General features: G+C 70.0%; 20 protein-coding genes. 7 read left to right on the top strand and 13 right to left on the bottom strand.

Features of this window, described 5'->3' with window-relative positions; all coding sequences use genetic code 11:
• Positions 1–169: 169 nt before the first annotated feature.
• Genes ACFWQC_RS25000 through araA form a run of 3 tightly spaced genes read left to right on the top strand, consistent with a single transcriptional unit; the run spans position 170 to position 4,059 of the window.
• Positions 170–1,801: a xylulokinase gene (locus ACFWQC_RS25000; RefSeq protein WP_378684424.1), complete on the top strand. Its 1,632-nt coding sequence runs from the start codon at positions 170–172 to the stop codon at positions 1,799–1,801.
• Positions 1,801–2,490, top strand: coding sequence for an L-ribulose-5-phosphate 4-epimerase (locus ACFWQC_RS24995; RefSeq protein WP_378684421.1), 690 nt, complete (start codon positions 1,801–1,803; stop codon positions 2,488–2,490). The genes ACFWQC_RS25000 and ACFWQC_RS24995 overlap by 1 nt, the downstream gene beginning before the upstream one ends.
• 42 nt (positions 2,491–2,532) lie before the next feature.
• Positions 2,533–4,059, top strand: coding sequence for an L-arabinose isomerase (gene araA, locus ACFWQC_RS24990; protein WP_378684418.1), 1,527 nt, complete (start codon positions 2,533–2,535; stop codon positions 4,057–4,059).
• 1 nt (position 4,060) lies between these two features.
• On the opposite strand, the gene ACFWQC_RS24985 is transcribed toward araA, so the two are convergent.
• A complete protein-coding gene (locus ACFWQC_RS24985) occupies positions 4,061–5,455 on the bottom strand; it encodes an FAD-binding oxidoreductase (RefSeq protein ID WP_378684415.1) in 1,395 nt (464 codons plus the stop codon).
• A complete protein-coding gene (locus ACFWQC_RS24980; protein WP_378684412.1) occupies positions 5,452–6,699 on the bottom strand; it encodes an alpha-hydroxy acid oxidase in 1,248 nt (415 codons plus the stop codon). Before ACFWQC_RS24980 ends, ACFWQC_RS24985 begins: the two co-directional genes overlap by 4 nt.
• 76 nt (positions 6,700–6,775) lie before the next feature.
• Between ACFWQC_RS24980 and ACFWQC_RS24975 the strand changes: the two genes are divergently transcribed.
• The gene (locus tag ACFWQC_RS24975) at positions 6,776–7,897 is read left to right on the top strand and encodes a mandelate racemase/muconate lactonizing enzyme family protein (protein ID WP_378684409.1); all 1,122 of its coding nucleotides are present in this window, start codon (positions 6,776–6,778) and stop codon (positions 7,895–7,897) included.
• Positions 7,894–8,577 carry a FadR/GntR family transcriptional regulator gene (locus ACFWQC_RS24970; protein WP_378684406.1) on the top strand — a complete coding sequence of 228 codons (684 nt, stop codon included), beginning with the start codon at positions 7,894–7,896 and terminating at the stop codon, positions 8,575–8,577. The genes ACFWQC_RS24975 and ACFWQC_RS24970 overlap by 4 nt, the downstream gene beginning before the upstream one ends.
• A gap of 101 nt (positions 8,578–8,678) precedes the next feature.
• Here ACFWQC_RS24970 and ACFWQC_RS24965 read toward each other — a convergent pair whose 3' ends face one another.
• The 10 genes from ACFWQC_RS24965 to ACFWQC_RS24920 form a co-directional block, all read right to left on the bottom strand.
• Positions 8,679–9,515 (bottom strand): NAD-dependent epimerase/dehydratase family protein, encoded by an 837-nt coding sequence (locus ACFWQC_RS24965; protein ID WP_378684403.1) that lies wholly within the window; start codon positions 9,513–9,515, stop codon positions 8,679–8,681.
• Between the two features lie 32 nt (positions 9,516–9,547).
• Positions 9,548–10,600: a TRAP transporter substrate-binding protein gene (locus ACFWQC_RS24960; protein ID WP_378684400.1), complete on the bottom strand. Its 1,053-nt coding sequence runs from the start codon at positions 10,598–10,600 to the stop codon at positions 9,548–9,550.
• Between the two features lie 25 nt (positions 10,601–10,625).
• A complete protein-coding gene (locus ACFWQC_RS24955) occupies positions 10,626–11,921 on the bottom strand; it encodes a TRAP transporter large permease (RefSeq protein ID WP_378684397.1) in 1,296 nt (431 codons plus the stop codon).
• 16 nt (positions 11,922–11,937) lie between these two features.
• The gene (locus ACFWQC_RS24950) at positions 11,938–12,447 is read right to left on the bottom strand and encodes a TRAP transporter small permease (protein WP_378684394.1); all 510 of its coding nucleotides are present in this window, start codon (positions 12,445–12,447) and stop codon (positions 11,938–11,940) included.
• Positions 12,448–12,451: 4 nt separating this feature from the next.
• Positions 12,452–13,651 (bottom strand): hypothetical protein, encoded by a 1,200-nt coding sequence (locus ACFWQC_RS24945; protein ID WP_378684391.1) that lies wholly within the window; start codon positions 13,649–13,651, stop codon positions 12,452–12,454.
• A 137-nt stretch (positions 13,652–13,788) separates the two neighbouring features.
• Positions 13,789–15,063 (bottom strand): glucarate dehydratase family protein, encoded by a 1,275-nt coding sequence (locus tag ACFWQC_RS24940; RefSeq protein ID WP_378684388.1) that lies wholly within the window; start codon positions 15,061–15,063, stop codon positions 13,789–13,791.
• A gap of 76 nt (positions 15,064–15,139) precedes the next feature.
• Positions 15,140–15,535, bottom strand: coding sequence for a universal stress protein (locus ACFWQC_RS24935; protein WP_378684385.1), 396 nt, complete (start codon positions 15,533–15,535; stop codon positions 15,140–15,142).
• A gap of 26 nt (positions 15,536–15,561) precedes the next feature.
• Entirely contained in the window at positions 15,562–17,100 is a 1,539-nt protein-coding gene (locus ACFWQC_RS24930; RefSeq protein ID WP_378684382.1) for a tripartite tricarboxylate transporter permease, read from the bottom strand.
• Between the two features lie 12 nt (positions 17,101–17,112).
• Positions 17,113–17,643, bottom strand: coding sequence for a tripartite tricarboxylate transporter TctB family protein (locus ACFWQC_RS24925; RefSeq protein WP_378684380.1), 531 nt, complete (start codon positions 17,641–17,643; stop codon positions 17,113–17,115).
• Positions 17,644–17,672: 29 nt separating this feature from the next.
• A complete protein-coding gene (locus ACFWQC_RS24920) occupies positions 17,673–18,668 on the bottom strand; it encodes a tripartite tricarboxylate transporter substrate binding protein (protein WP_378684377.1) in 996 nt (331 codons plus the stop codon).
• 152 nt (positions 18,669–18,820) lie between these two features.
• On the opposite strand from ACFWQC_RS24920, the gene ACFWQC_RS24915 reads away from it, so the two are divergent.
• Positions 18,821–19,732: a LysR family transcriptional regulator gene (locus ACFWQC_RS24915; RefSeq protein WP_141805810.1), complete on the top strand. Its 912-nt coding sequence runs from the start codon at positions 18,821–18,823 to the stop codon at positions 19,730–19,732.
• 149 nt (positions 19,733–19,881) lie between these two features.
• Here the strand turns inward: ACFWQC_RS24915 and ACFWQC_RS24910 are convergent, their stop codons facing one another.
• Complete coding sequence (locus ACFWQC_RS24910; RefSeq protein ID WP_378684373.1) at positions 19,882–21,144, bottom strand: DUF222 domain-containing protein; 1,263 nt, start codon at positions 21,142–21,144, stop codon at positions 19,882–19,884.
• A 496-nt stretch (positions 21,145–21,640) separates the two neighbouring features.
• Here ACFWQC_RS24910 and kdgD point away from each other — a divergent pair, with 496 nt between their 5' ends.
• Entirely contained in the window at positions 21,641–22,555 is a 915-nt protein-coding gene (kdgD, locus tag ACFWQC_RS24905; RefSeq protein ID WP_378684370.1) for a 5-dehydro-4-deoxyglucarate dehydratase, read from the top strand.
• The last annotated feature ends 33 nt before the right edge of the window (positions 22,556–22,588 follow it).

The raw sequence follows: 22,588 nt of genomic DNA, 5'->3' as shown, positions 1-22,588 counted from the left end.
AGTTGGCACCACGGTGCCAACTCGGCCGACGGGGGTGACGCTTCGGCAAGGCTCTGTGGGGAACACGCCGGTAACCCGCTCGTCATATGTTAGCGTTCACATCGCCTTGAGACCCCACCCCGAGCCGTCGGGCAGAAACGGAGCCGTGATGACGCAGCGAGCAGGCCGCTTGCCTGACCTCGGAGAGACCGCGCTCGGCATCGAGCTGGGCTCCACCACCATCAAGGCGTGCCTGATCGGGCCCGACCACGCGACCGTCGCCACCGGGTCCCATCTGTGGGAGAACGAGCTCGTCGACGGCCTGTGGACCTACTCGCTCGAGGCGGTCTGGGCCGGCGTACAGGGTGCCGTCGCAGCCCTCGGCGACGAGGTCGAGCGCCGCTACGGCACCCGTCCGACCACGTTCGGGTCGATCGGCGTCTCGGCGATGATGCACGGCTACCTCGCCTTCGACGAGGCCGGCGAGCTGCTGGTGCCGTTCCGCACCTGGCGCAACACGAACACCGCCGTCGCCGCGGCCGAGCTGTCGGAGATCTTCGGCACCAACATCCCGTTGCGCTGGTCGGTCGCCCACCTCTACCAGGCGATCCTCGACGACGAGCCCCACCTGCCCAAGATCGCCTCGCTGACCACACTCGCGGGCTACGTCCACCGGGCACTGACCGGCAACCACGTGCTCGGCGTCGGCGACGCCTCCGGCGTCTTCCCCATCGACCCGGCCACCGGGACCTACGACCAGCGGATGCTCGAGCAGCTCGGTCACCTCGCCGCCGCCAAGCGCCCCGGTCTGCGGGCCGAGGGGCTGCTCCCGCACGTCCTCCCGGCAGGCGCCGACGCCGGCCGCCTCACCCCGGAGGGCGCTGCGCTCCTCGATCCCACCGGCACCCTCCAGCCCGGTGTCCCGCTGTGTCCGCCCGAGGGCGACGCCGGCACCGGGATGGTCGCCACCAACTCCGTCGCCAAGCGCACCGGGAACGTCAGCGCCGGCACCTCGATCTTCGCGATGGTCGTCCTCGAGGCCCCGCTGGCCACCGTCCACCACGCCATCGACATCGTCACCACCCCGGCCGGCGACCCGGTCGCGATGGTGCACTGCAACAACGGCGCCAGCGAGCTGGACGCCTGGGCCGGGGTCTTCGGCGAGTTCGCCGGCGCGCTCGGCCACCCCTGTGAGCCCGACGCCGTCTTCGGCGCCCTGCTCACCGCGGCCCTGAAGGGCTCGCCCGACGGCGGCGGCCTGCTGGCCTACAACTACCTGGCCGGCGAGCCGATCACCGGCCTCGACGAAGGCCGTCCGCTGTTCGTACGCACCCCCGGCAGCCGCCTCGACCTCGCCGGGTTCGCCCGCGCCCAGGTCTACGGCGTCTTCGGCACCCTCGCCCTGGGCATGCGCGTCCTCGCCGACCAGGGCGTCGAGATCGACGCGATGTTCGCCCACGGCGGCCTCTTCCGCACCGCCGGCGTCGCGCAGCGGCTGCTCGCCGCGGCCATCGGCGCCCCGGTCGCGGTCGGCCGCACCGCCGGCGAGGGCGGTGCCTGGGGGATCGCTGTCCTGGCTGCGTACGCCCGGGCCGCCGAGACCGAGGGCGACCTCAGCCTGAGCGCCTATCTCGCCGAGCGCGTCTTCGGTGACATCGACCTCGAGGTCGTCGAGCCGGACGCCGCCGACCTCGCCGGGTTCCGGACCTACCTCGAACGCTACGAGGCCGGCCTCGACATCGAGCGCGCCGCCGTGGCCTCGCTCGCCCCCAGCGCAGACACCGCAGACAGTGCACGAGACGCAGAAGAAGGAGACCAGTGATGACGGGCGTCCCCGCCGCTCTTCGCACCGCCGTCGACGCCGCCAAGGAGCGCGTCGCCGCGCTGCACGCCGAGCTGCCCCGCTGGGAGCTGGTCGTGTGGACCGCCGGCAACGTCTCCGAGCGCGTGCCGAACCCGGATGGTGAGGACCTGCTGGTCATCAAGCCCTCCGGGGTCGCCTACGAGGACATCACAGCCGAGGCGATGGTCGTGTGCGACCTGGCCGGCAACCTCGTCGAGGGCGAGCGGTCGCCGTCCTCGGACACGGCCGCCCACGCGTACGTCTATGCCAACATGCCCGAGGTCGGGGGAGTGGTCCACACCCACTCCACCTACGCCACCGCCTGGGCGGCGCGCGGCGAGGAGATCCCGTGCGTGCTCACGATGATGGCCGACGAGTTCGGCGGACCGGTCCCGGTCGGCCCGTTCGCGATCATCGGTGACGACTCCATCGGGCGCGGCATCGTGGAGACGCTGCGGGAGTCGCGCAGCCCCGCGGTGCTGATGCGGAACCACGGTCCCTTCACCATCGGCAAGGACGGTCGCTCCGCGGTCAAGGCCGCGGTGATGTGCGAGGAGGTCGCCCGCACGGTGCACATCGCGCGCCAGCTCGGCCAGCCGCTGCTGATCGACCAGGGCCACATCGACTCGCTCTACGACCGCTACCAGAACGTCTACGGCCAGCACTGAGCTGCCCGCCCCTCAAATCTTCAGCACTGGAAGGACCCCCACATGAGCAAGCCCCACGCGCCGAAACCCTATGGCGACCGCGAGGTCTGGTTCTTCACCGGCAGCCAGGACCTCTACGGCGAGGAGACCCTTCGTCAGGTGGCCGAGCAGTCCCAGGAGGTCGCTCGCGCGCTCGACGGTTCCTCGGACGTACCGGCGAAGGTCGTGTGGAAGCCCGTCCTGAAGGACGCAGCGTCCATCCGCCGCGCGATGCTCGAGGCCAACTCCGACGACAACGTCCTCGGCGTCATCACCTGGATGCACACCTTCAGCCCGGCCAAGATGTGGATCGCCGGTCTGGACGCCCTCCAGAAGCCGCTCCTGCACCTGCACACCCAGGCCAACGTCGAGCTCCCCTGGTCGGAGATCGACATGGACTTCATGAACCTCAACCAGGCCGCCCACGGCGATCGTGAGTACGCCTACATCGCCACCCGTCTCGGCGTCGCCCGCACCACCGTCGTCGGTCACGTCTCCAACCCGGCGGTCACCCGCCGCGTCGGCACCTGGGTCCGCGGCGCCGCCGGCTGGGCCGCCACCCACGGGCTCAACCTGGTCCGCTTCGGCGACAACATGCGCAACGTCGCGGTCACCGAGGGCGACAAGACCGAGGCCGAGCTGCGCTTCGGCGTCTCGGTCAACACCTGGGGCGTCAACGACCTGGTGGCGGCCGTCGAGGCCGTCGACGAGGCCGCCGTGGACGCACTCGTCGCCGAGTACGAGGACCTCTACGACGTCGTCCCCGAGCTCCGCAAGGGCGGCGAGCGCCACGACTCGCTGCGCTACGCGGCCCGTCAGGAGATCGCCATGGAGGCGTTCTTGGTGGAGCGCGACGCGAAGGCGTTCACCACCAACTTCGAGGACCTCGGTGGCCTGCGCCAGCTCCCCGGCATCGCCGTACAGCGGCTGATGAGCAAGGGCTACGGCTTCGGCGCCGAGGGCGACTGGAAGACCGCGGTCCTGGTGCGCGCCGCGAAGGTGATGGGGGAGGGGCTGCCCGGTGGCGCCTCCCTGATGGAGGACTACACCTACGACCTCACCCCGGGCGCGGAGGTCATCCTCGGCGCCCACATGCTCGAGGTCTGCCCCTCGCTGACCACCTCCACCCCGCGCGTCGAGATCCACCCGCTCGGGATCGGGGGCCGCGAGGACCCGGTCCGGATGGTCTTCGACGCCGATGCCGGCGAGGGTGCCGTGGTCGTCTCCCTGGCCGACATGCGCGACCGTTTCCGGCTGACCGCCAACGTTGTCGACGTCGTCCCCCCGACGCAGGCGCTGCCCAACCTGCCGGTCGCGCGCGCCGTCTGGGCGCCGCGTCCCGACTTCGCAACCTCGGCCGAGGCCTGGCTGACCGCCGGCGGCGCCCACCACACGGTGATGTCGACCGCCGCCGGGATCGAGGCCTTCGAGGTCTTCGCCAACATCGCCCGCACCGAGCTGCTGGTCATCGACGAGTCCACCACCCGCCGCGGCTTCGCCGACCAGGTGCGCTGGAACCAGGTGTTCTACCGAGTCGCCCAGGGGCTCTGACTCACAGCACCTTCCGAGGGTTCATCACCCCGTCGGGGTCGATCGCCTGCTTCACGGCTCGCAGGAGGTCGACCTCGACACCCGTCTTGTACGCAGCGGCCGCATCCCGCTTGAGCGCGCCGATCCCGTGCTCGGCGGAGATGCTGCCACCGAGCGCCGTGACGGCGTCGTAGACGATCCGGGTCAGCGCGGGAGCCGCCTGCCGAAGCGCTGCGTCGTCGCCGACGGGCGCGGAGATGTTGTAGTGCAGGTTGCCGTCCCCGATGTGCCCGTACGTCACCAGCCGCAGCCCCGGCAGCGCGGCGAGCAGCGTCGGACCGACCTCGGCGACGAACCGCGACAGGGCGGTGATCGGCAGGGTGACGTCGTGCTTGAGGGTCGCGCCCTCGCTCTTCTGGGCCTCCGAGACCCCTTCGCGCAGCGCCCACAGCGACTCGCGCTGGGCGGGGCTGCCCGCGAGCACGGCGTCGAGGAGCAGCCCCCGCTCGGCGGCGGCCGCGAGGGCCTCCTCGAGGCGCTCGTCCACGTCGGCGGAGGTGCCGGCGAGCTCGACGAGGCCGTACCACTCGTGCCGTTCCGTGAACGGGTCGCGTACGCCCGGCAGGTGGGCGAGGACCAGGTCGGCGGCTTGGCGTCCGAGCAGCTCCCAGGTGGTCAGCTGCCCGCCGCCGTGCTCCCGGAGCAGGGGGAGGAGCGAGGTCGCCGCCTCGACCGACTCGAGCGCCACGAGCGCCGTCGCCCGGCGCGGTGTCGCCGGCAGCAGTCGCAGCACCGCCGCGGTGACCACGCCGAGGGTGCCCTCGGAGCCGATGAACAGCTGCTTGAGGTCGTAGCCGGTGTTGTCCTTGCGCAGCGGCCGCAGCCCGTCCCAGACCCGGCCGTCGGGGAGCACGACCTCGAGGCCGAGCACCAGCTCGCGCATCATCCCGTAGCGCAGCACCGCGGTGCCGCCGGCGTTGGTCGCGATCGTCCCGCCGATGGTGCACGAGCCCTCCGAACCGAGCGAGAGCGGGAAGAGCCGCCCGGCTTCCCTGGCGGCCTCCTGGACGGTGGCCAGCGGGGTGCCGGCCTCGACGGTGAGGGTGTCGGCGACCGGGTCCACCTCCCGGACGCGGCGCATCCGGCCGAGGGAGAGCACGATCTGGTCGCTGCCGGAGTCCGGTACGCCGCCGCCGACGAGGCCGGTGTTGCCGCCCTGCGGGACGACCCCGGCACCCGCCTCCGCGCACAGCCGGACCGCCGCCGCCACCTCGGAGGTCGAGGCCGGGCGCACCACCGCGAGGGCGGTGCCGGTGAAGCTGCCGGTCCAGTCGGTGACGTACGCCGCCATGTCGGCCGGATCGGTCAGCACGGCGCTCTCGCCGAGGGCGGCGCGCAGGTCGGATACGAGGTTCATGCCGACCGCAACCGGACGTGCTCGGGGCCGATCGCGGCGATGTCGGGAGTGCCGAGCAGGCACATCGCCCGGCGCAGCTCCTCGACCAGCAGCGTCAGGGTGGCGTCGACCCCCTGCTGTCCGCCGACCATCAGGCCGTAGAGATAGGGCCGGCCGATCACCACGCCGCGAGCGCCGAGGCCGAGGGCCGCCGCGATGTCGCCGCCGGAGCGGACGCCGGAGTCGACGTACACCTCGGTCCGGTCGCCGACCGCGTCGACCACCGCCGGCAGCAGTTCCAGCGGCACCGGCGCGCGGTCGAGCTGGCGGCCGCCGTGGTTGGAGAGCACCAGCGCGTCGGCACCCGCGTCCGCACAGGCCACCGCGTCGGCGACCGAGAGCACGCCCTTGACGACCACCGGGCCGTTCCAGTGCTCCTTGAGCCAGCCGATGTCCGAGGGCCGGATCGCCTGCTCGCGCAGCTCGTTGGACATGCCCCAGCGGCCGTAGTGCGACCCCTCGGGGAAGGTCGCGAACCGCAGCGGCTCGGTGGTCAGGATGTTGGCGACCCAGCCGGGATGGCGGGTCATGTCCGCGAACGTACGCAGGCTCAGCTGGGGCGGGATCGCGAACCCGTTGAGCTTGTCCTTGCGCTTCATCCCCGTCACGGTCGTGTCGATGGTCAGCATCAGCGCCTCATAGCCCTGCGAGGCCGCCTCGGTGATGTGGTCCAGGGTCACCGCCCGGTCCTTCATCAGGTAGACCTGGAACCAGTTGCGCCCCTGCGGCGCCGCGCCGGCGACGTCGGTGATCGAGGTCGTCGCGTACGTCGAGAGCGTGTAGGGCAGCCCGGCAGCGGCCGCAGCCGCGGCGACGGCCCGCTCGCCGGTGTGGTGGCTGAGCCGGGTGTAGCCGGTCGGCGCCAGCACGATGGGTGCCGCCGCGGGCCGCCCGAGGATCGAGGTACGCACCTCCGGCTCGCCCGCCTGGCCGAAGGCCGTGGGCCGCAGCTCCACGCTGTCGAAGGCCGTCCGGTTCCGGCGCATCGCGTGCTCGCCGTCCGACCCGCCGTAGACGTAGTCCCAGACCGCCGTCGGCACCCGCCGCCGGGCGGCGCGCTCCAGGTCGTCGATGCTGAGGCAGCGGGCCAGCCGGCGGTCGGCCGCCCGCCAGCGGAACGGGCGCGGTTGCAGGAAGGGCGCGAGATCGCGCCATCGGGGGACCTGCCGGTCGACTTGCCGGACAACCTGAGAATCGGCGGCCACGCTCTGGACTCCTCACCACTCATCGGATAAGTTCTGGACTTGTCATACAACTTAGCCCATCGAGGAGCATCCCGCCATGGCCGCCGACCGCATCACGTCACTGACTCTCTCCCACGTCGTCCTCCCGCTCGAGAACCCGGTCAGTGACGCCAAGGTGCTCACCGGGCGGCAGAAGCCGCTCACCGAGACCGTGCTGCTCTTCGTCGAGGTGACCACCGAGCAGGGCTTCGAGGGCATGGGCTTCAGCTACTCCAAGCGCGCCGGTGGCCCCGCGCAGTACACCCATCTCAAGGAGATCGCCCAGGTCGCCATCGGCCAGGACCCCTCCGACATCGCCAAGATCTACGAGTCGCTGATGTGGGCCGGCGCCTCGGTCGGTCGCAGCGGCGTGGCGACCCAGGCCGTGGCCGCCCTCGATGTGGCGCTCTACGACCTCAAGGCGCGCCGCGCCGGCCTGCCGCTGGCCAAGCTGCTCGGCGCCCACCGCGACTCCTGCCGTGTCTACAACACCTCCGGCGGCTTCCTCCAGGCGAGCGTCGAGGAGATCAAGGAGAAGGCCACCGCGTCGCTCGAGGCCGGCATCGGCGGCATCAAGATCAAGGTCGGCCAGCCCGACTGGGCCGAGGACCTGCGCCGCGTGGCCGCCATGCGCGAGCACCTCGGCGACACCCCGCTCATGGTCGACGCCAACCAGCAGTGGGACCGCGCCCGCGCCCGCCGGATGTGCCGCGAGCTCGAGCAGTTCGACCTGATCTGGATCGAGGAGCCGCTCGACGCCTGGGACGCGGTCGGCCACGCCGACCTGTCGCGTACGTTCGACACCCCGATCGCGACCGGCGAGATGCTGACCTCGGTGCCCGAGCACATGGCGCTCATCGACGCCGGCTACCGCGGCATCGTGCAGCCCGACGCGCCGCGCATCGGCGGGATCACCCCGTTCCTGAAGTTCGCCACCCTCGCCGCCCACGCCGGCCTGGCGCTCGCGCCGCACTACGCGATGGAGATCCACCTGCACCTGGCCGCGGCCTACCCGACCGAACCCTGGGTCGAGCACTTCGAGTGGCTCAACCCGCTCTTCGAGGAGCGCATCGACATCCACGACGGCCAGATGTGGGTGCCGGACCGTCCGGGACTCGGGTTCACGCTCAGCGACCAGATGCGCAAGCACACCGTGGAGACGGCTAAGTTCTCCGCATGACAGTTAGCGCCGGGCTCGCCGACCGCGTCGTCTCCGGGATCAAGGACCAGATCCTGGCCGGGGACCTCGCGCCGGGGGCGAAGCTGCCCTCGGAGTCCGACCTGGTCGGCACCTATGGCGTGTCGCGGACCGTGGCACGCGAGGCGGTCACCCGCCTGCGTGCCGAGGGGCTGGTCGAGACGTTCCAGGGGCGCGGCTCCTTCGTCCTGGCGGTCCCGGAGCCCTCGCCGTTCGCGCTGGAGTCCTCCGCGATCCGCACCCAGCACGACGTGCTCGACATGGTCGACTTCCGGCTCGGCGTGGAGTGTGAGGCGGCGGCGCTGGCCGCCGCCCACCTCGACGAGCAGGGCTCGCGCGCCATCGAGGAGGCGCTCGCCGCGCTGGCCACCGCGCATCCCGACGGCGCGGTGGAGGCCGACTTCGCCTTTCACCGCGCCGTCGCGGCGGCGACCGGCAACCGCTTCTACCTCGACCTGATGGACTCGCTGGGCCCGATGATGATCATGCTGCCCCGCACCCGGCTCGGCGACGCCTACTCGCCCAGCGATGCACTCCACGTCGAGCGGGTGCAGCGCGAGCACGACAACGTCGCGGCTGCGATCCTCGCCGGCGACGCCGACACCGCCCGGGCCGCGATGCGAGTGCATCTGGGCAGCACCCGCCGGCGCCTGCGGCAGTGATCGCGTCTGGAGCCACCGCCCTAGCCCACGCTGCCTCCTGACCCCTGGAAAAGGAGAACGGGTGGCCCGGCGACAGCCGGACCACCCGCTCCCCATGGGGCCTATTTCTGTTGGTGCTCACCCAGCGGGGTGAAGCAGAACTTCCCTCCTGCCAGGCGCTCCTCGGGGCCCTGCGGGCCGTCGTCGATCGCATCGCCGAGCAGCTCGGCGGCGTAGACCTCGGAGTCGTCCTGCGGGTGGTAGCCGATCGCCTCACCGGCCTCCAGCGACCACCAGTTCCGGGTGTTGCGGGAGATGCCCCACACCACTCGGAAGCCGGGCTCGGGAGTGGCCAGGCACGCCTCGAGGAGGCGGGCACCGTCGTCGGGCGACATCCACGTCCACAGCGAGCGACGGTCCCACGGCTTCTCGAAGCACGAGCCGATCCGAAGCGCGGTCACGTCGATGCCGTAGCGGTCGTGGAAGAGGCTGCCGAGCGCCTCCATCGCGACCTTGCTGACCCCGTAGTAGGTGTCCGGTCGCGGGAAGGCGTCGGCGGCCAGCCCCTCGGCGGGTCCCTCGGAGCGCACCGTGTCGAGGTCGTAGAAGCCGGCCGCGTGGTTGCTCGAGGCGAGCACCACGCGTGCCACGCCGGCGTCCCGGGCGGCCTCGAGAACCACCCGGGTGCCGTCGATGTTGGCCGAGAGGATGTCGGCCCAGGGACCTTCGACGCTGATGCCACCCAGATGGATGACCGCGTCCACGCCCTCGCAGGCCGCGCGCATCGCCACCTCGTCGGTCACCGACGCCTCGATGACCTCGACGGCCTCGTCCTCGGCGGGAGGCTCGGGACGTACGATGTCGAGGAGGCGAAGCACCCGGCCCTCGCGGGCGAGGCGCGGGCGCATCAGCCGCCCGACGACGCCGTTGGCGCCGGTGATGAGTACGGTCTCGGACATGGTTCCTTCCGGTCGGGTGGGATCAGGGGTGATCAGGCGGTGCGGAGCTCTTCGACGGCGTCGAGGTATTCGCCGAGGTCGGCACCGTGCTTGTCGATGACCGACTTGGTCGCCTCGCGCCAGGGGGCGAGATCACTGATCTCGTTGATCGTGACGCCCTCCCCGCGCAGCTTCTCCAGGTCGGCCTCGACCTGGGCGTCCCACTTCTCACGCTGGAACGGCGCGGCCTCGTCGGCGGCCTTCTGGAGCGCCTCCTGGTCCTTGGCGTCGAGCCCGGCCCAGGTGTCCTTGTTGATGAGGAGCACCTCGGCGACGCGCATGTGCCGGTCGAGGGTGTAGTTCTTCGCGACCTCGTAGTGGGACGCGGAGAAGTAGGACGGCTCGTTGTTCTCGGCACCGTCGAGCAGCCCGCTCTGCAGCGAGCTGTAGACCTCGCCGTAGTCCATCGGGGTGGGGGAGCCGCCGAGGGCCTTGATGAAGTCGATCTGCACCTGCGACTCCTGGACCCGGATCTTGAGTCCCTTGACGTCCGCGGGCGCCTTGATCGGCGTCTTCGAGGTGTAGAAGCTGCGGGCGCCGGGGTCGAAGTAGCCCAGACCCTTGAAGCCGGCACCGTCGGCCTCGCCGAGCAGCTTCTTGCCGCTCTCGCTCTCGAGGAAGCGCCACAGGTGGTCGGCGTCGTCGAAGAGGTACGGCAGGCTGAACAGCCCCATCGCGGGCACGAACTCGCCCATCGGAGCCGAGCTGATCCGGGTCATCTCGATCGACCCCATCTGCACCTGCTCGATCGCGTCGGACTCCTCGCCGAGCTGGGCGTTGGGGTAGACCTGGATCTTGATCCGGCCGTCGCTGTACTTCTCGGCCAGCTCGGCGAACTTCTTGTCGCCCAGCGTGGTCGGGTAGTCGTCGGGGTGGGTCTCGGCCAGCTTGAAGGTCTTCGAGCCGCCGCCTCCGCCGCCGCTGCCGGCGAGAGACCCGCCGCCACAGGCGCTGAGCGCGAGGCCGCCGGCGACGGCCGCGGCACCGAAGGCGCCTGCCTTGAACAGGGAGCGCCGGGCAACCGGCTTGGGGGATGTGGTGTTCACGGGTGGTTCCTTTCGAGAGGTGGAGTTACTGTCCGAGCGCGTCAGGGAGGGCGAGCGAGAAGAACGGGACGTAGGTGATGAGCATCAAGACGATGAGCATCGGGATGAGGAAGAGGGCCACGGTCTTGATGACCTTCTCGATGGACGTACGTCCGATGGCGCAGCCGACGAAGAGGACGTTGCCGACCGGCGGGGTGATGAGGCCGATGGCCAGGTTGAGGACCAGCATGATCCCGAACTGGACCGGGTCCATGCCGAGCCCGGTGGCGACCGGCAGCAGGATCGGCGTCATGATCACGATCAGCGGGGCCATGTCCATGATCGCGCCGAGCACGAGCAGCAGCAGGTTGATCAGCAGCAGCACCACGACGACGTTGTCGGAGATGCCCAGCAGGGCGTCGGTGGCCAGCGCCGGCACCTGCAGGAAGGCCAGGAAGTAGCCGAAGGCACCCGCCGCGGCGATGATGAACAGCACCACGCCGAGCGTGCGCAGGGCGCTCTGCAGGATCGGGATCATCGCCTTGAGCGGAATGTCACGGTAGACGAAGAACGTCAGGATGAAGGCGTACAGGCAGGCGATCGCCGCCGACTCGGTCGCGGTGAAGAGGCCGCTCAGGATGCCGCCCAGGATGATCACCGGCATCAGCAGGCTGAGCAGCCCGTCGCTGACGATCTTCGGGACGTCCTTGAGCGGGACCAGCTCCTCCTTCGGGTAGCCGCGCTTGACCGCCAGGATGTACGCCAGAGTCATCAGGGACGCGCCGAGCAGGATCCCTGGGATGATGCCGGCGGTGAACAGGGCGCCGATCGAGACGCCGCCCGCGGCCATCGAGTAGATGATCAGGTTGTGGCTCGGCGGGATCATGACCGCCTGCGTGGCGCCGGAGACGGTGACGGCGACCGCGTAGTCGGTGTCGTAGCCCCGCTTCTTCATCATCGGGATGGTCACCGACCCGATCGCGGAGACGTCCGCGACCGAGGAGCCGGACAGGGCACCGAAGAAGGTGCTGGCGCCGATGTTGACCATCCCGAGACCGCCGCGCACCCAGCCGACGAGCAGCCCGGCCAGGGCGATCAGGCGGCGGGAGATGCCGCCGGCACCCATGATCTCGCCGCCGAGGATGAAGAACGGGATGGCGAGCAGGGCGAAGGTGTCGAGACCGGCGACCATGCGCTGGCCCACGGTGGTCAGGGGTAGACCGATGTAGAGGGCCTCGAAGACGGCGGCCAGGGCGAGGGCCAGGGCCACCGGGATGCGGAGGACGACGAGGACGGCGAAGCCGCCGAGCAGGATCGTGATGGCTAGAGGATCGATAGGCATGGGGGAGGCTCCTGGCTCAGTCGGTCTCGTCGGACTCGGCGTACCGCTGGGTGCTGATGCCGAAGGCCTGGAGGGTCGTGTAGAGGATGAGCATGGCGCCGGCGACCGGCATCACCACGTAGGAGACGCTGCGAGGGAGGCCGGTGCCCGGCAGGGTGGCGTGCTGGGCGTCGATCACGAAGCGGCTGCCCTGGACGACCAGGAAGAGCCCGAAACCGAGCTGCAGCACCTGGACGACGCGACCGATCACGGACTGCACCGTCGCGGGGAACTTGTCGACCAGGAAGGTGACAGCGATGTGGGCGCCCTCGCGGAAGCCGACCACGGCGCCGAGGAAGCCGAGCCAGACCAGGAGGATGCGGGCCGTCTCCTCGCTCCAGCTGGGTGAGTTGCTCAGCAGCTCGCGGCTGAACACCTGCCACAGCACGATCAGCAGCGTGGCGACCAGGCACAGGATGCAGAGGATCTCGAAGACCGTGTCGATCGCGCGCCAGGTGCGCCTGAATGTTCCGGTGTCGTTGCTCATCGAGTCATTCCGTCCTCGTCGCGGCGGTGGTGGGGACCTTGGTCGCCTCGGCGAGCAGGTGCTGCCTGTCCGCACCCGCCAGACCGAGGTGGTAGAGGTGGATCTGGTCGATCCCGGCATCGACCAGCGCCCGCACATGGCCACCGAAGGCGTCCTCGGTGGTGGGCGGGAGAACGGTGACGTACGCAGCGGCCGCTGCCTTCCCGGAGACCGCCTCGACGAGTCGGCGCCCGGTTTCCACCGAGGCCTCGGTGGTCGGCCAGCAGAAGGAGACGACCAGGTCGACGTCGTCGGCCGTGGTCGGGGTCAGGCCGGGGCTGGCGCCGGTGGCCCAGGTGTCGGGCTGGGCGTGCACGGCGATCTCGACGACGCCGGGAGCGGCCTCACGGACGGCCGCGATCACCCGGTGGCGGAGCTCGTCGGCGGCGGCGTGCCGGGAGGCGAGGATCTTCTCCAGGGCCGTCGCGTCGACCGTCGCGCCGGCGGCGTCGGCACCTGTCGCGGCACGCAGGGCCGCAACCGTGGCCCCGGCATCGAGCCCGCGGCCGGCCCAGTCCTCACGGCAGTTCGCGCAGCAGCAGATCGAGAGCAGCAGCTGCGCGGCGGCGTCGTAGGCGCCGTCGGTCTTCTCGTGGTGCCCGCCGTGGCCGAAGCCGAGCTGGCCGCACGCTTCCAGGATGGCCGTGCTGGTCGGGGTGTCGCGTACGGCCTCCGCGGCCAGAGTCTCCGCGTAGCGGCGGACGTCCTCGTGGCGGGCGCACAGGGCGTAGGGGTAGGGCTCGCCCCAGCAATTGACGACCGCTAGGTCCGGGTTGGCCTCACCGAGGAGCGTGGAGTGGGTCAGCACGATCCAGGCGGCGACCTCGAGTCCCGCCTCGGCGAGGATGGTGGCGGCTTCGCCATAGGGGTCGTCCGCGGCGACCCAGGTCGCCGCGGGCGGCACCAGCCGCGCGCCGGCCCACGCCTCGGCGCGCACCGGGCGGTAGAGCGCCGCGCTGCGGGCCTCGACGATCCGGTGCTCGGGGTGGAGCGGGGTCGCGGCGCGGGTGGTGTGGTAGGCCGCGGCGAGGGCGACTTTCGTGACTCCGAGGCTGCGGGCGCGATCGGCGAACGTCGGATCGCCGATCACGTCCCAGGGGTAGGCATAGCCGACGACCGGTACTGGCAGTATTGCCCCGGTCTCGCCGCTGTCGATCTGTGTCACCGGTGGTCGCTCCTGGCTCGTCGTACTGTGACCGGGCCCACGTGTGGCCCCGGTCACAGGAGACTGTCAGGATTGGCGATTCGTGTCCAAGCCACTTATCGCATGAGGCGATACCCTGACGGTATTGCCTCAGAGGGTCACCAGCGCGACGTGTTCGGCGTGAAATCCGGCTCGAACGAACGCATGTAGACGGTGTCCTCCCGGCGCCGTACGCCGCAGCCGAGGTACTGCTCGTGGAGCTCGCCGAGCAGGTCCCGATCGAGCTCGACGCCCAGGCCCGGACCCGTCGGCACCGTGATCGCACCGTCGCTGAAGTCGAGCACCCCGGGGCGTACGACGTCCTGGGTCTTCCACGGGTAGTGGGTGTCGCAGGCGTAGGTCAGGTTGGGGGTCGCGGCGGCGAGGTGGACCATCGCGGCCAGGGAGATGCCGAGGTGGGAGTTGCTGTGCATCGACAGGCCCAGCCCGAAGGTTTCGGTGATGCCGCCCAGCAGCGCCGACTGACGCAGCCCGCCCCACAGGTGATGGTCGGAGAGCACGATCTGGACCGCGTCTGCCGCGATCGCCGGCTTGAGGTGCTCGAAGGCGATCACGCACATGTTGGTGGCCAGAGGTACGTCGGTGCGGGCCGAGACCTGCGCCATCCCCTCGATCCCGGGGGTGGGGTCCTCGAGATACTCCACGACGCCGGCGAGCCGCTCGGCGACCTTGACCGAGGTCTCCGGCGTCCAGGCGCCGTTGGGATCCAGCCGCAGCGGCAGGTCGGGGAAGGCGTCGCGGAGCGCCTCGATCGCGGCGCACTCCTCATCGGGATGGAACACCCCGCCCTTCAGCTTGAGCGAGCCGAAGCCCCAGCCGTCGACCAGCCGTCTCGCCTGCGCGACGATCTGCTCGGGGTTCAGCGCCTCGCCCCACTCGTCGTCGCCCCCGCCGTCGGACACAGCGCCGGGGTGGCCGGCCCACTTGTAGAACATGTAGCCGCTGAACGGCACCCGTTCGCGGACCGCGCCGCCGAGCAGGTCGCTCACCGGACGGCCCGCCTCGCGGGCGACCAGGTCGAGGCAGGCGACCTCGAAGGGGGAGTAGACGGTGTCGACGGCGGAGGAGACGTCGAGCATGCCGCCGAAGGAGGCACCCGCCCCGCCGGTCTCCTTGCCGAGTACGTCGACGACGAGTCGTCGCAGGCCGTGGGTGTCGTAGGGGTCGGCGCCCGGGAGTACCCGGGCGACGGCGTCGAGCCGGGTGAGGTGGGTCTCGTCGGCGTACGTCTCCCCGAGGCCGACCAGGCCGGTGTCGGTGTGCAGCTCGACGATCGCGCGCAGCGCCCAGGGCTGGTGGACGCCGACCACGTTGAGCAGCGGCGGGTCGGCGAAGGCCACGGGCGTGACGACGACCTTGGAGATGCGGCTCATGCCGCCACCTCCGTAGGGCAAGGCGAAGAGTACGGACGCGGCGGCCTGAGGCTTGTTGTCGCTCGCTGGCGCTCGCTCATGCGGTCGGCTTCACGGCGAGGACGGGCACGCCGGCGTCGAGCAGGATGCGCTGGGCGTCGCTGCCCAGCAGCGCCTTGCCGACCGGCGAGCGGCGGTGCAGCCCGATCACGATCAGCCGGGCGCCGGTCGAGGCGACGAGGTTGTCGAACGTCTCCACGACGTCGGAGCCGTGCGTGGTGTGGTCGACCCGGGCGCTCACCCCGGCCTCGGCGGCGCGGGCGACGAGCTTCGCCGCCGCGGCCTCGTCGACGAGGTCGGCGTCCACGGTGGCGCCGCGGCGCGGGCTGTTGACGATGACGACGTCGTCGCCGCGGGCCGCAGCCTCGGCCAGGCCGGCCTCGAGAGCCGCCTCACCTACCGGTGTGGGTACGTAGCCGATCAGGATGGTCATGGTGTGCCTCTCTCAGCGGGTCGGGCTCAGCGGGTCGGGGTGTCGACGTCGTCGCGCTCGGCCGGGGCCGCGGGGACGGTGGCGGCCTTGCGCCGGCCCAGGAGCGCCTTGGCGGCGGGCCAGAGGGCGACCAGGACGAAGGCGGCCAGGATGGTGCCCGAGATCGGGCGGGTGAAGAACCCGGTCGGGTCTCCGTCGAAGATCAGCATCGAGCGGCGTACGCCGTCCTCCACGATCGAGCCGAGGACGAAGGCGAGCACCATCGGACCGGGCTCGAAGCCGACCTTCTTCATCAGGTAGCCGATCAGGCCGAAGACGATCATCACGAAGATGTCGAAGGTGGAGTTGTTGATCGTGTAGACGCCCAGGATCGTGATCAGCGCGGTGATCGGGGCCAGGATCGCCGGGCGCACCCGCAGGATGCGTACGAAGATGCCGACCAGCGGGATGCTCAGGACGAGCAGGATCAGGTTGCCGATGTACATCGAGTTGATGACGCCCCAGAACAGGTCGGGGCGCTCCTCGACCAGCTGCGGACCCGGCGAGATGCCGAGGATGAGCAGGGCGCCGAAGAGCATCGCCATCGACGCGTTGGCCGGGATGCCGAGGGTCAGCAGCGGGATGAACGAGGAGGTCGCGGCTGCGTTGTTGGCGCTCTCGGGGGCCGCGACGCCCTCGATGGCACCGCGCCCGAAGCGCTCGGGGTGCTTCGAGATCCGCTTCTCCGTGGCGTACGCGGCCAGGGAGGCCATCACTGCGCCGCCACCGGGCAGCACGCCCAGGACGAAGCCGATCACCGAGCCTCTGCCGATGGCGCCGGAGGACTGCTTGAGGTCCTTGCGGGAGGGCCAGATGTTGGCCACGACGGCGGGCACGTGGGGCTTCCCGTGCCGCTCCTCGAGGTTGTAGAGGATCTCGCCGACGCCGAAGAGGCCCATCGCGACGACCACGAAGTCGATGCCCTCGGTCAGCTGCAGGCTGTCGAAGGTGAAGCGCTCGGCGCCGCTGAAGCTGTCGCGGCCGATGGTGGCCAGCAGAAGGCCGAACGCGGCGGCGATCATGGCCTTGAGCTTGTTGCCGTTGCCGATGGTGGCGACCAGCAGGACGCCCAGCAGGGCCAGGGCCGCGTACTCCGGGTCACCGAAGTTGAGCGCCCAGCCGGCGATCAGCGGGGCCACCAGGGTCAGGCCGAGGATGGAGACGGTCGCGCCGACGAAGGAGCCGATCGCGGCGATGCCGAGGGCGGTACCGGCCTTTCCCTGCTTGGCGAGGGCGAAGCCGTCGAAGACGGTGACGACCGATGAGGCCTCACCCGGCAGGCGGAGCAGCACCGAGGTGATCGTGCCGCCGTACTGGGCGCCGTAGTAGATGCCCGCCAGCATGATGATCGCGGAGACCGGGTCGATGCTGTAGGTGATCGGCAGCAGGATGGCGATGGTCGCCGCCGGTCCGAGGCCGGGGAGCACGCCGATCAGCATGCCGATGAGCACGCCGATCAGGCAGTAGAGCAGGTTCTGCGGTTCGGTGACGAGCCCGAAGCCGTCGAGGAATGCGTTGACGTCCACTGGGGGCTCCGCTCAGAACAGGTGGGGCAGCGGGATGCGCAGCCCGTAGAGGAACAGGAAGTAGAACGCGGCGACCGTGGCGATCGAGGTGATGATCGTGCTGCGCCAGGACTCGCCGCCGAGGAATCTCAGCCAGACGACGCACAGCAGCAGCGACGGGATCTCGAAGCCGATCACGGGCATCAGCAGGGCCAGCACGATGAAGGTGACCAGGCCGACCGCGGGAAGGATGCTGGAGCGGGTGAACTTCTCGCTGTCGGTCAGCCGGCGGCCGACGACGAGCAGCGCCACGGCCATCAGGGTGATGGCGATGCTGACCACGAACGGCCACATCCCGGGCCCGGGCCGGCGCAGCGAACCCAGGCCGTAGCCGTAGGCGAGGACCGCGCCGCCGATGCCGACGACGAGAGCGACGAGCGCACCCACCACCTGGTAGACCGGTCCGCCGGCCGGAGGTCGTTCCTCCTCCAGCTCATGGGCCACCTCGGCCTGGATCTCGGCCAGGATGTCCTGGTCAGGAGAGGGGGTACGTCCGTCGCTCATCGTCATGCCTTCGTCGTGTGGGGCGGGAGTCAGCTCGCGCCGAGGTTGAGACCGTACTGCTCGACCAGGTCAGCGAATCGCTTCTTGTCCTCCTCGAGCTGGGTCACCACCTCGTCGCCGGAGATCTCCATCGGGGTGAGGCTGTTCTGCTTGTTGAAGGCCTGGTACTCCTCGGTCTTGAACGTCGCCTGCATCGCCTCGGCGATGGCGTCCTTGACGTCGTCCGGGGTGCCCTTCGGGACGGTCATGAAGCGGTACTGCGCGACCTCGACGTCGAGGCCCTGCTCCTTGGCGGTCGGGACGTCCGGCAGGTAGTCGACCCGCTCGGGACCGAAGACGCTCAGCGGAGTCAGCTTGCCGGACTCGATGTTCTCGATCGCCTCGCCGACCTGGATGCAGGCGGTGTCGACCTGGTTGCCGAGCACCGCGGTCAGCGCCGGGGCGCCGCCGTCGAACGGCACGGCCTCGGCGTCGACGCCGGCCGATCCGTACGTCAGGCCGCAGGAGAGCTGAGCGCCCGTGCCGACGCCGGTGGTGCCGTAGGTGACCTTCGCGTTCGCGGACTTGATGTCGTCGAGCGTCTTGAAGCCGCTCTTCGGGCCGGTGACCATGACGTAGTCGTCGCGCGAGACGCCCTGGACGACGTCGAAGTCCCCGAGGTCGGTGACCTCGTCCTCGCTGACCGCCAGCGGCGTGATGGCGAAGAGCGACGCGTTCTGGATGGCGATGGTCTGGCCGTCGGGCTTGGCCTTGGCGACCTTGTTGGCGGCGAGCGCGCCGTTGGCGCCCTCCTGGTTGATCACCGGGAAGGAGGCGCCGAGCTCGTCGGAGAGGCCCTTGGAGACCGCCCGGCTGATCAGGTCGCTGGAGCCGCCGGCCGAGGCACCGACGTACATCTCGACGTTGCCGGCGGGATACTCCTCACCGTCCCCGCTGCCTCCGGTGGTGTTCGAGACACCGCAGGCGGAGAGGGCCAGGGCCGCGACGCCGGCGGTCGCGGCGAGTAGGTGGGTGGTCGTACGCATCGTTGCTCCTAGGTCCTGGTGGCCGGGCTGGTTGTGGCAGGGGATGGCCCGACGTCGTGTGATCACCGACACTAAGAGTCTTAGCGATACCGGTCCAAGCCCGTTTCGGCATTGAGTGTTCCACCTGGCGCATCGTGCTCTACTCTGGCCAGATGATCACCCTCGACCAGGTGCGCTCATTCGTGGCGGTCGCCGAGGAGCTTCACTTCGGCCGTGCTGCCGAACGGCTGCGGATGACCCAGCCCCCGCTGTCGCGACAGATCCAGAAGCTGGAGAAGGCCGTCGGCGCGCAGCTGCTCGAGCGGGACAACCGCCGGGTCGCTCTCACCGGTGCCGGAGCGGCCTTCCTCGACGAGGCCTACCGGATGCTCAACCTGGTCGAGAGCGCCGGTGACCTGGCCCGTCGGGTGGACGCGGGCGCCGCCGGCGTGGTCCGGCTCGGCTTCACCGCGGTCTCCGCGATCTCGATCCTGGGACCTCTGCTGCGCCGCCTCACCGTCGAGCTCCCGGATGTCGAGGTGCGGCTCTCCGAGCGAGTCACCCTGGCCCAGGTCGACGGCATCCGCCACGGCGAGATCGACATCGGTCTGGCCCGCCCGCCCTTCGACACCGAGCTGCTCTCCTCGAGAGTCATCTCCCGCGAACCGCTGATGGCCGTGCTCCCGCAGGGCCACCCGCTGGCCGAGCTCGACCGACCGCTGACGCCGCAGGACTTCGAGGGCCAACCCGTCATCGGCTACCACCCGCAGCAGTCCCGCTACTTCCACGAGCTCTCCGTACGCTTCCTCGCCAACGCCCACCCCCGCATCGAGCAGCGCGTGCACCAGGTCCTCACCGCCATGCTCCTGGTCTCCGCCGAGCGGGGCGTCGGATTCGTCCCGGTCTCGGCCAGCTCGCTGCACGTAGAGGGCGTCGTCTTCCGTCCCATCGAGCACGGCGGCGGCGACACCCGTCTCGACAAGGACCCCGAGCGCCCCGTCGAGCTCCATGCGATCTGGGCGCGGGGGTCTGTCAGTCCGGTCGTACGCCGGGTTCTCGATGCGATCATCCAGATGAATCGGTAGGTAGTTGCCGGGCCGTTTGGGTGCTAGCTGTTCCTCGCGGGCTGGTGGCCCCTGGAGAGCGAAGGCCTCCTCGTGCCTTTACAAGACGATGACACCTTGTGAATGTTTCACAAGGCCACGCGGCGAGCGGTCGTACCAGAGCAGCTTGCTCAGGTGCGCCGGGTGAACCGGATCCGCCCATTCGGAAGTCGCTCATACCCGTACTTAGGGTCATGGATTCGGCGATGGTCGCTGGAGCAGAGCAGGACCATGTTGGCCAGGTCGGTTCGGCCGCCTTCGGACCAGGGTTTGAGGTGGTGGGCCTCGGTCCAGGCTGCTGGTGTTTCGCAGTCTTCGGCTTGGCAGCACTTGTCTCGTAGCCGGAGTGCTCGGTGTTGGATCGGATACGCCAACCTCGCGGTCCTGCCGAAGTCGAGGATCTCAGAATCGGTGCCCAACACCACCGGGACAAGGTCTGCGTTGCAGGCCATCCGACGGGCCTCGGCGGCGGTGATCTGCTCGCCGTCGAATCCCAACGCTGCGGTGCCGAGGTCGTTGCGGAGGTCGTCCACGCTCATGGTGATGAACACCGTGGTGCCGTGCCCACCGTGCCGGGGCAACTGGTCCACGTCGTAGGTCTCGACCACCCGAGCGAACGCCTGACCCAGCAGCCGGTCATACGGTGCTTTGCGGCCCTTGTCCTCGGCCGAGAGCTTCCTCGGCTGGGCCAGCGAGTCCAGCAGGGTCCGCAGCCGCATCCCGATGGCACGGGAGACTCTGGCGTGGATGTCGATGGTGCCGTCGCCGTTGTCGCGGGAGGAGAAGAAGGTACGCCGCTGGGCGTGCTCCTCTTCACGCTGCAAAGCCTTGGCTTCAGCGGCTTCGAATCGTTCGGGGTCGATCTCGCTCAGGATCCGTCGGCCGACGATCTTCAACTCGTTCGCCGTCAACTGGCTGGCGTAGTCGACCAGGAGCTTCTCCGCGAGGATCAGGTCCTCGGCGCTGGCGGCGGGATCGGTCTCGATCTGGTCGAGGGCCTGGGTGATCACCCGCGCCTTGTCCTGGGACACCACACCTTCGGCCAGACCAGTGGCCACGAGGTCGTACTTGGTCACCGCCGCCGCGAGTTTCACCTGCGCGCGCCCGACCGTCTTGTCGACGAGCAGCTCGGTCCGCATCCACCCGGAGGCGTCCTTGGCACCGGTCTCATCGGCGATGTCGTTCGAAGATGCCAGCACTCGCAGCTTCAACGCGGCCTGTTGGGCCTGGAGCTTCTCCAACCGTTCGAGCAGGTCTTTCTTCTGCGCTGTGCGCCAGTAGGCGGGATCGGTGGCCAGGAGTTCTTGGAGGGCGGTCTCGATGGCCTTCAAGGCAGCGTCGATCGCATCGCCGGGGTTGGTGCCCCAGTGGTCGATGTCGCGGCCGAGACTCATCGCCATCCTTCCTTCAAAGAGGTGTTGTGATGGGTCTGATTCTACGCCTCCAGTCCTGCCAATGCCATCTATTTTCCCAGGTCAACCACCGTTTTAGCGGTGAGTGAACGGAATCGTTTCTGTGGATGCTAAGTGGCCCGAAGGGCCACCCTCACGCCCCATCAACGCCACCGTCCCGCGTACGAGTTTCTCCGCGCCACACCCGGGCCGCCGCCCCGATAGCCAGCCAAATCTTTCTCGACGGGCCCCGGTGTCAAGGACCGCGAAGCGGCCGGCGAAGCCGACGGCCGAAGGCCGTCCTTGACTCCGGGGTCTGGCGAGAAGACCCTCAAGAACGGGTCGGCGGCCCCGCCAGCCCCGAAGAACCCGCCTGCCTTCGATGCCCCCACAGCATCACGAGATTCAAATTCGGGCTTGGACAGGCATCACCGAACGTTCATAACGTGATGGTCACCACCTTCCCCCTCAGCAACCCAACATCTGAAGGACGTGACTCGTGACCGAGTACAGCCCGATCGACCTGGCCGCCCAGCTCAAGAGCGGGCTTCTCTCGTTCCCGGTCACCCATTTCACCGAGGACCTCCAGGTCGACGAAGAGGGCTACCGCAAGCACCTGAGCTGGCTGGCGGAGTACCCGGTGGCCGGGCTCTTCGCGGCCGGCGGCACGGGGGAGGGCTTCTCGCTGAACGCGGAGGAGACCGACCAGGTCGTACGGGCCGCGGTCGACGAGGTCGCGGGGGCCGTGCCGGTGCTCGCGCCGGCGACGGGCAGCACGGCCAACGCGGTCGCGCAGGCGAAGGCGGCGGAGGCCGCGGGCGCGGACGGGATCCTGCTGATGCCGCCGTACCTCACCGAGGCCGGGCAGGCAGGGCTCGTCGAGCATGCCAGCCGCGTGTGCGAGGCGACCGGGCTCGGCGTGATCGTCTACAGCCGTGCCAACGCGGTGCTGCGCGACGAGGCCGTCGACCAGCTCGCCGAGCGCAACCCGACCCTGATCGGCTTCAAGGACGGCGTCGGCAACATCGAGCAGATGACCCGCACCTACGCCCGGGTCGGCGACCGGCTCATCTACATCGGTGGCCTGCCCACGGCGGAGACGTTCGCGCTGCCGCTGCTCCAGCTCGGCGTGAGCACCTACTCCTCGGCGCTGTTCAACTTCGCGCCGCAGTGGGCGATCGAGTTCTACGACGCCGTGCGTGCCCAGGATCGTGACGAGGTCTACCGTCGTCTCAACGAGTTCGTGATCCCCTACCTCGACATCCGCGACCGCACGGCCGGCTACGCCGTGTCGATCGTCAAGGGTGGTCTGGCCGCGATCGGCCGGTCCGCCGGCCCGGTCCGCCCGCCGCTGACCGACCTGCGCGAGGACGAGATCGACGAGCTGCGCGAACTGATCACCCGGATCTCCTGACGCCGACCTGCCCGACACCGACCCGACCCGACC

Source organism: Nocardioides sp. NPDC058538 (assembly GCF_042719275.1).
GTDB lineage: Bacteria > Actinomycetota > Actinomycetes > Propionibacteriales > Nocardioidaceae > Nocardioides.
This window is presented reverse-complemented; position numbering and strand designations above follow the sequence as displayed.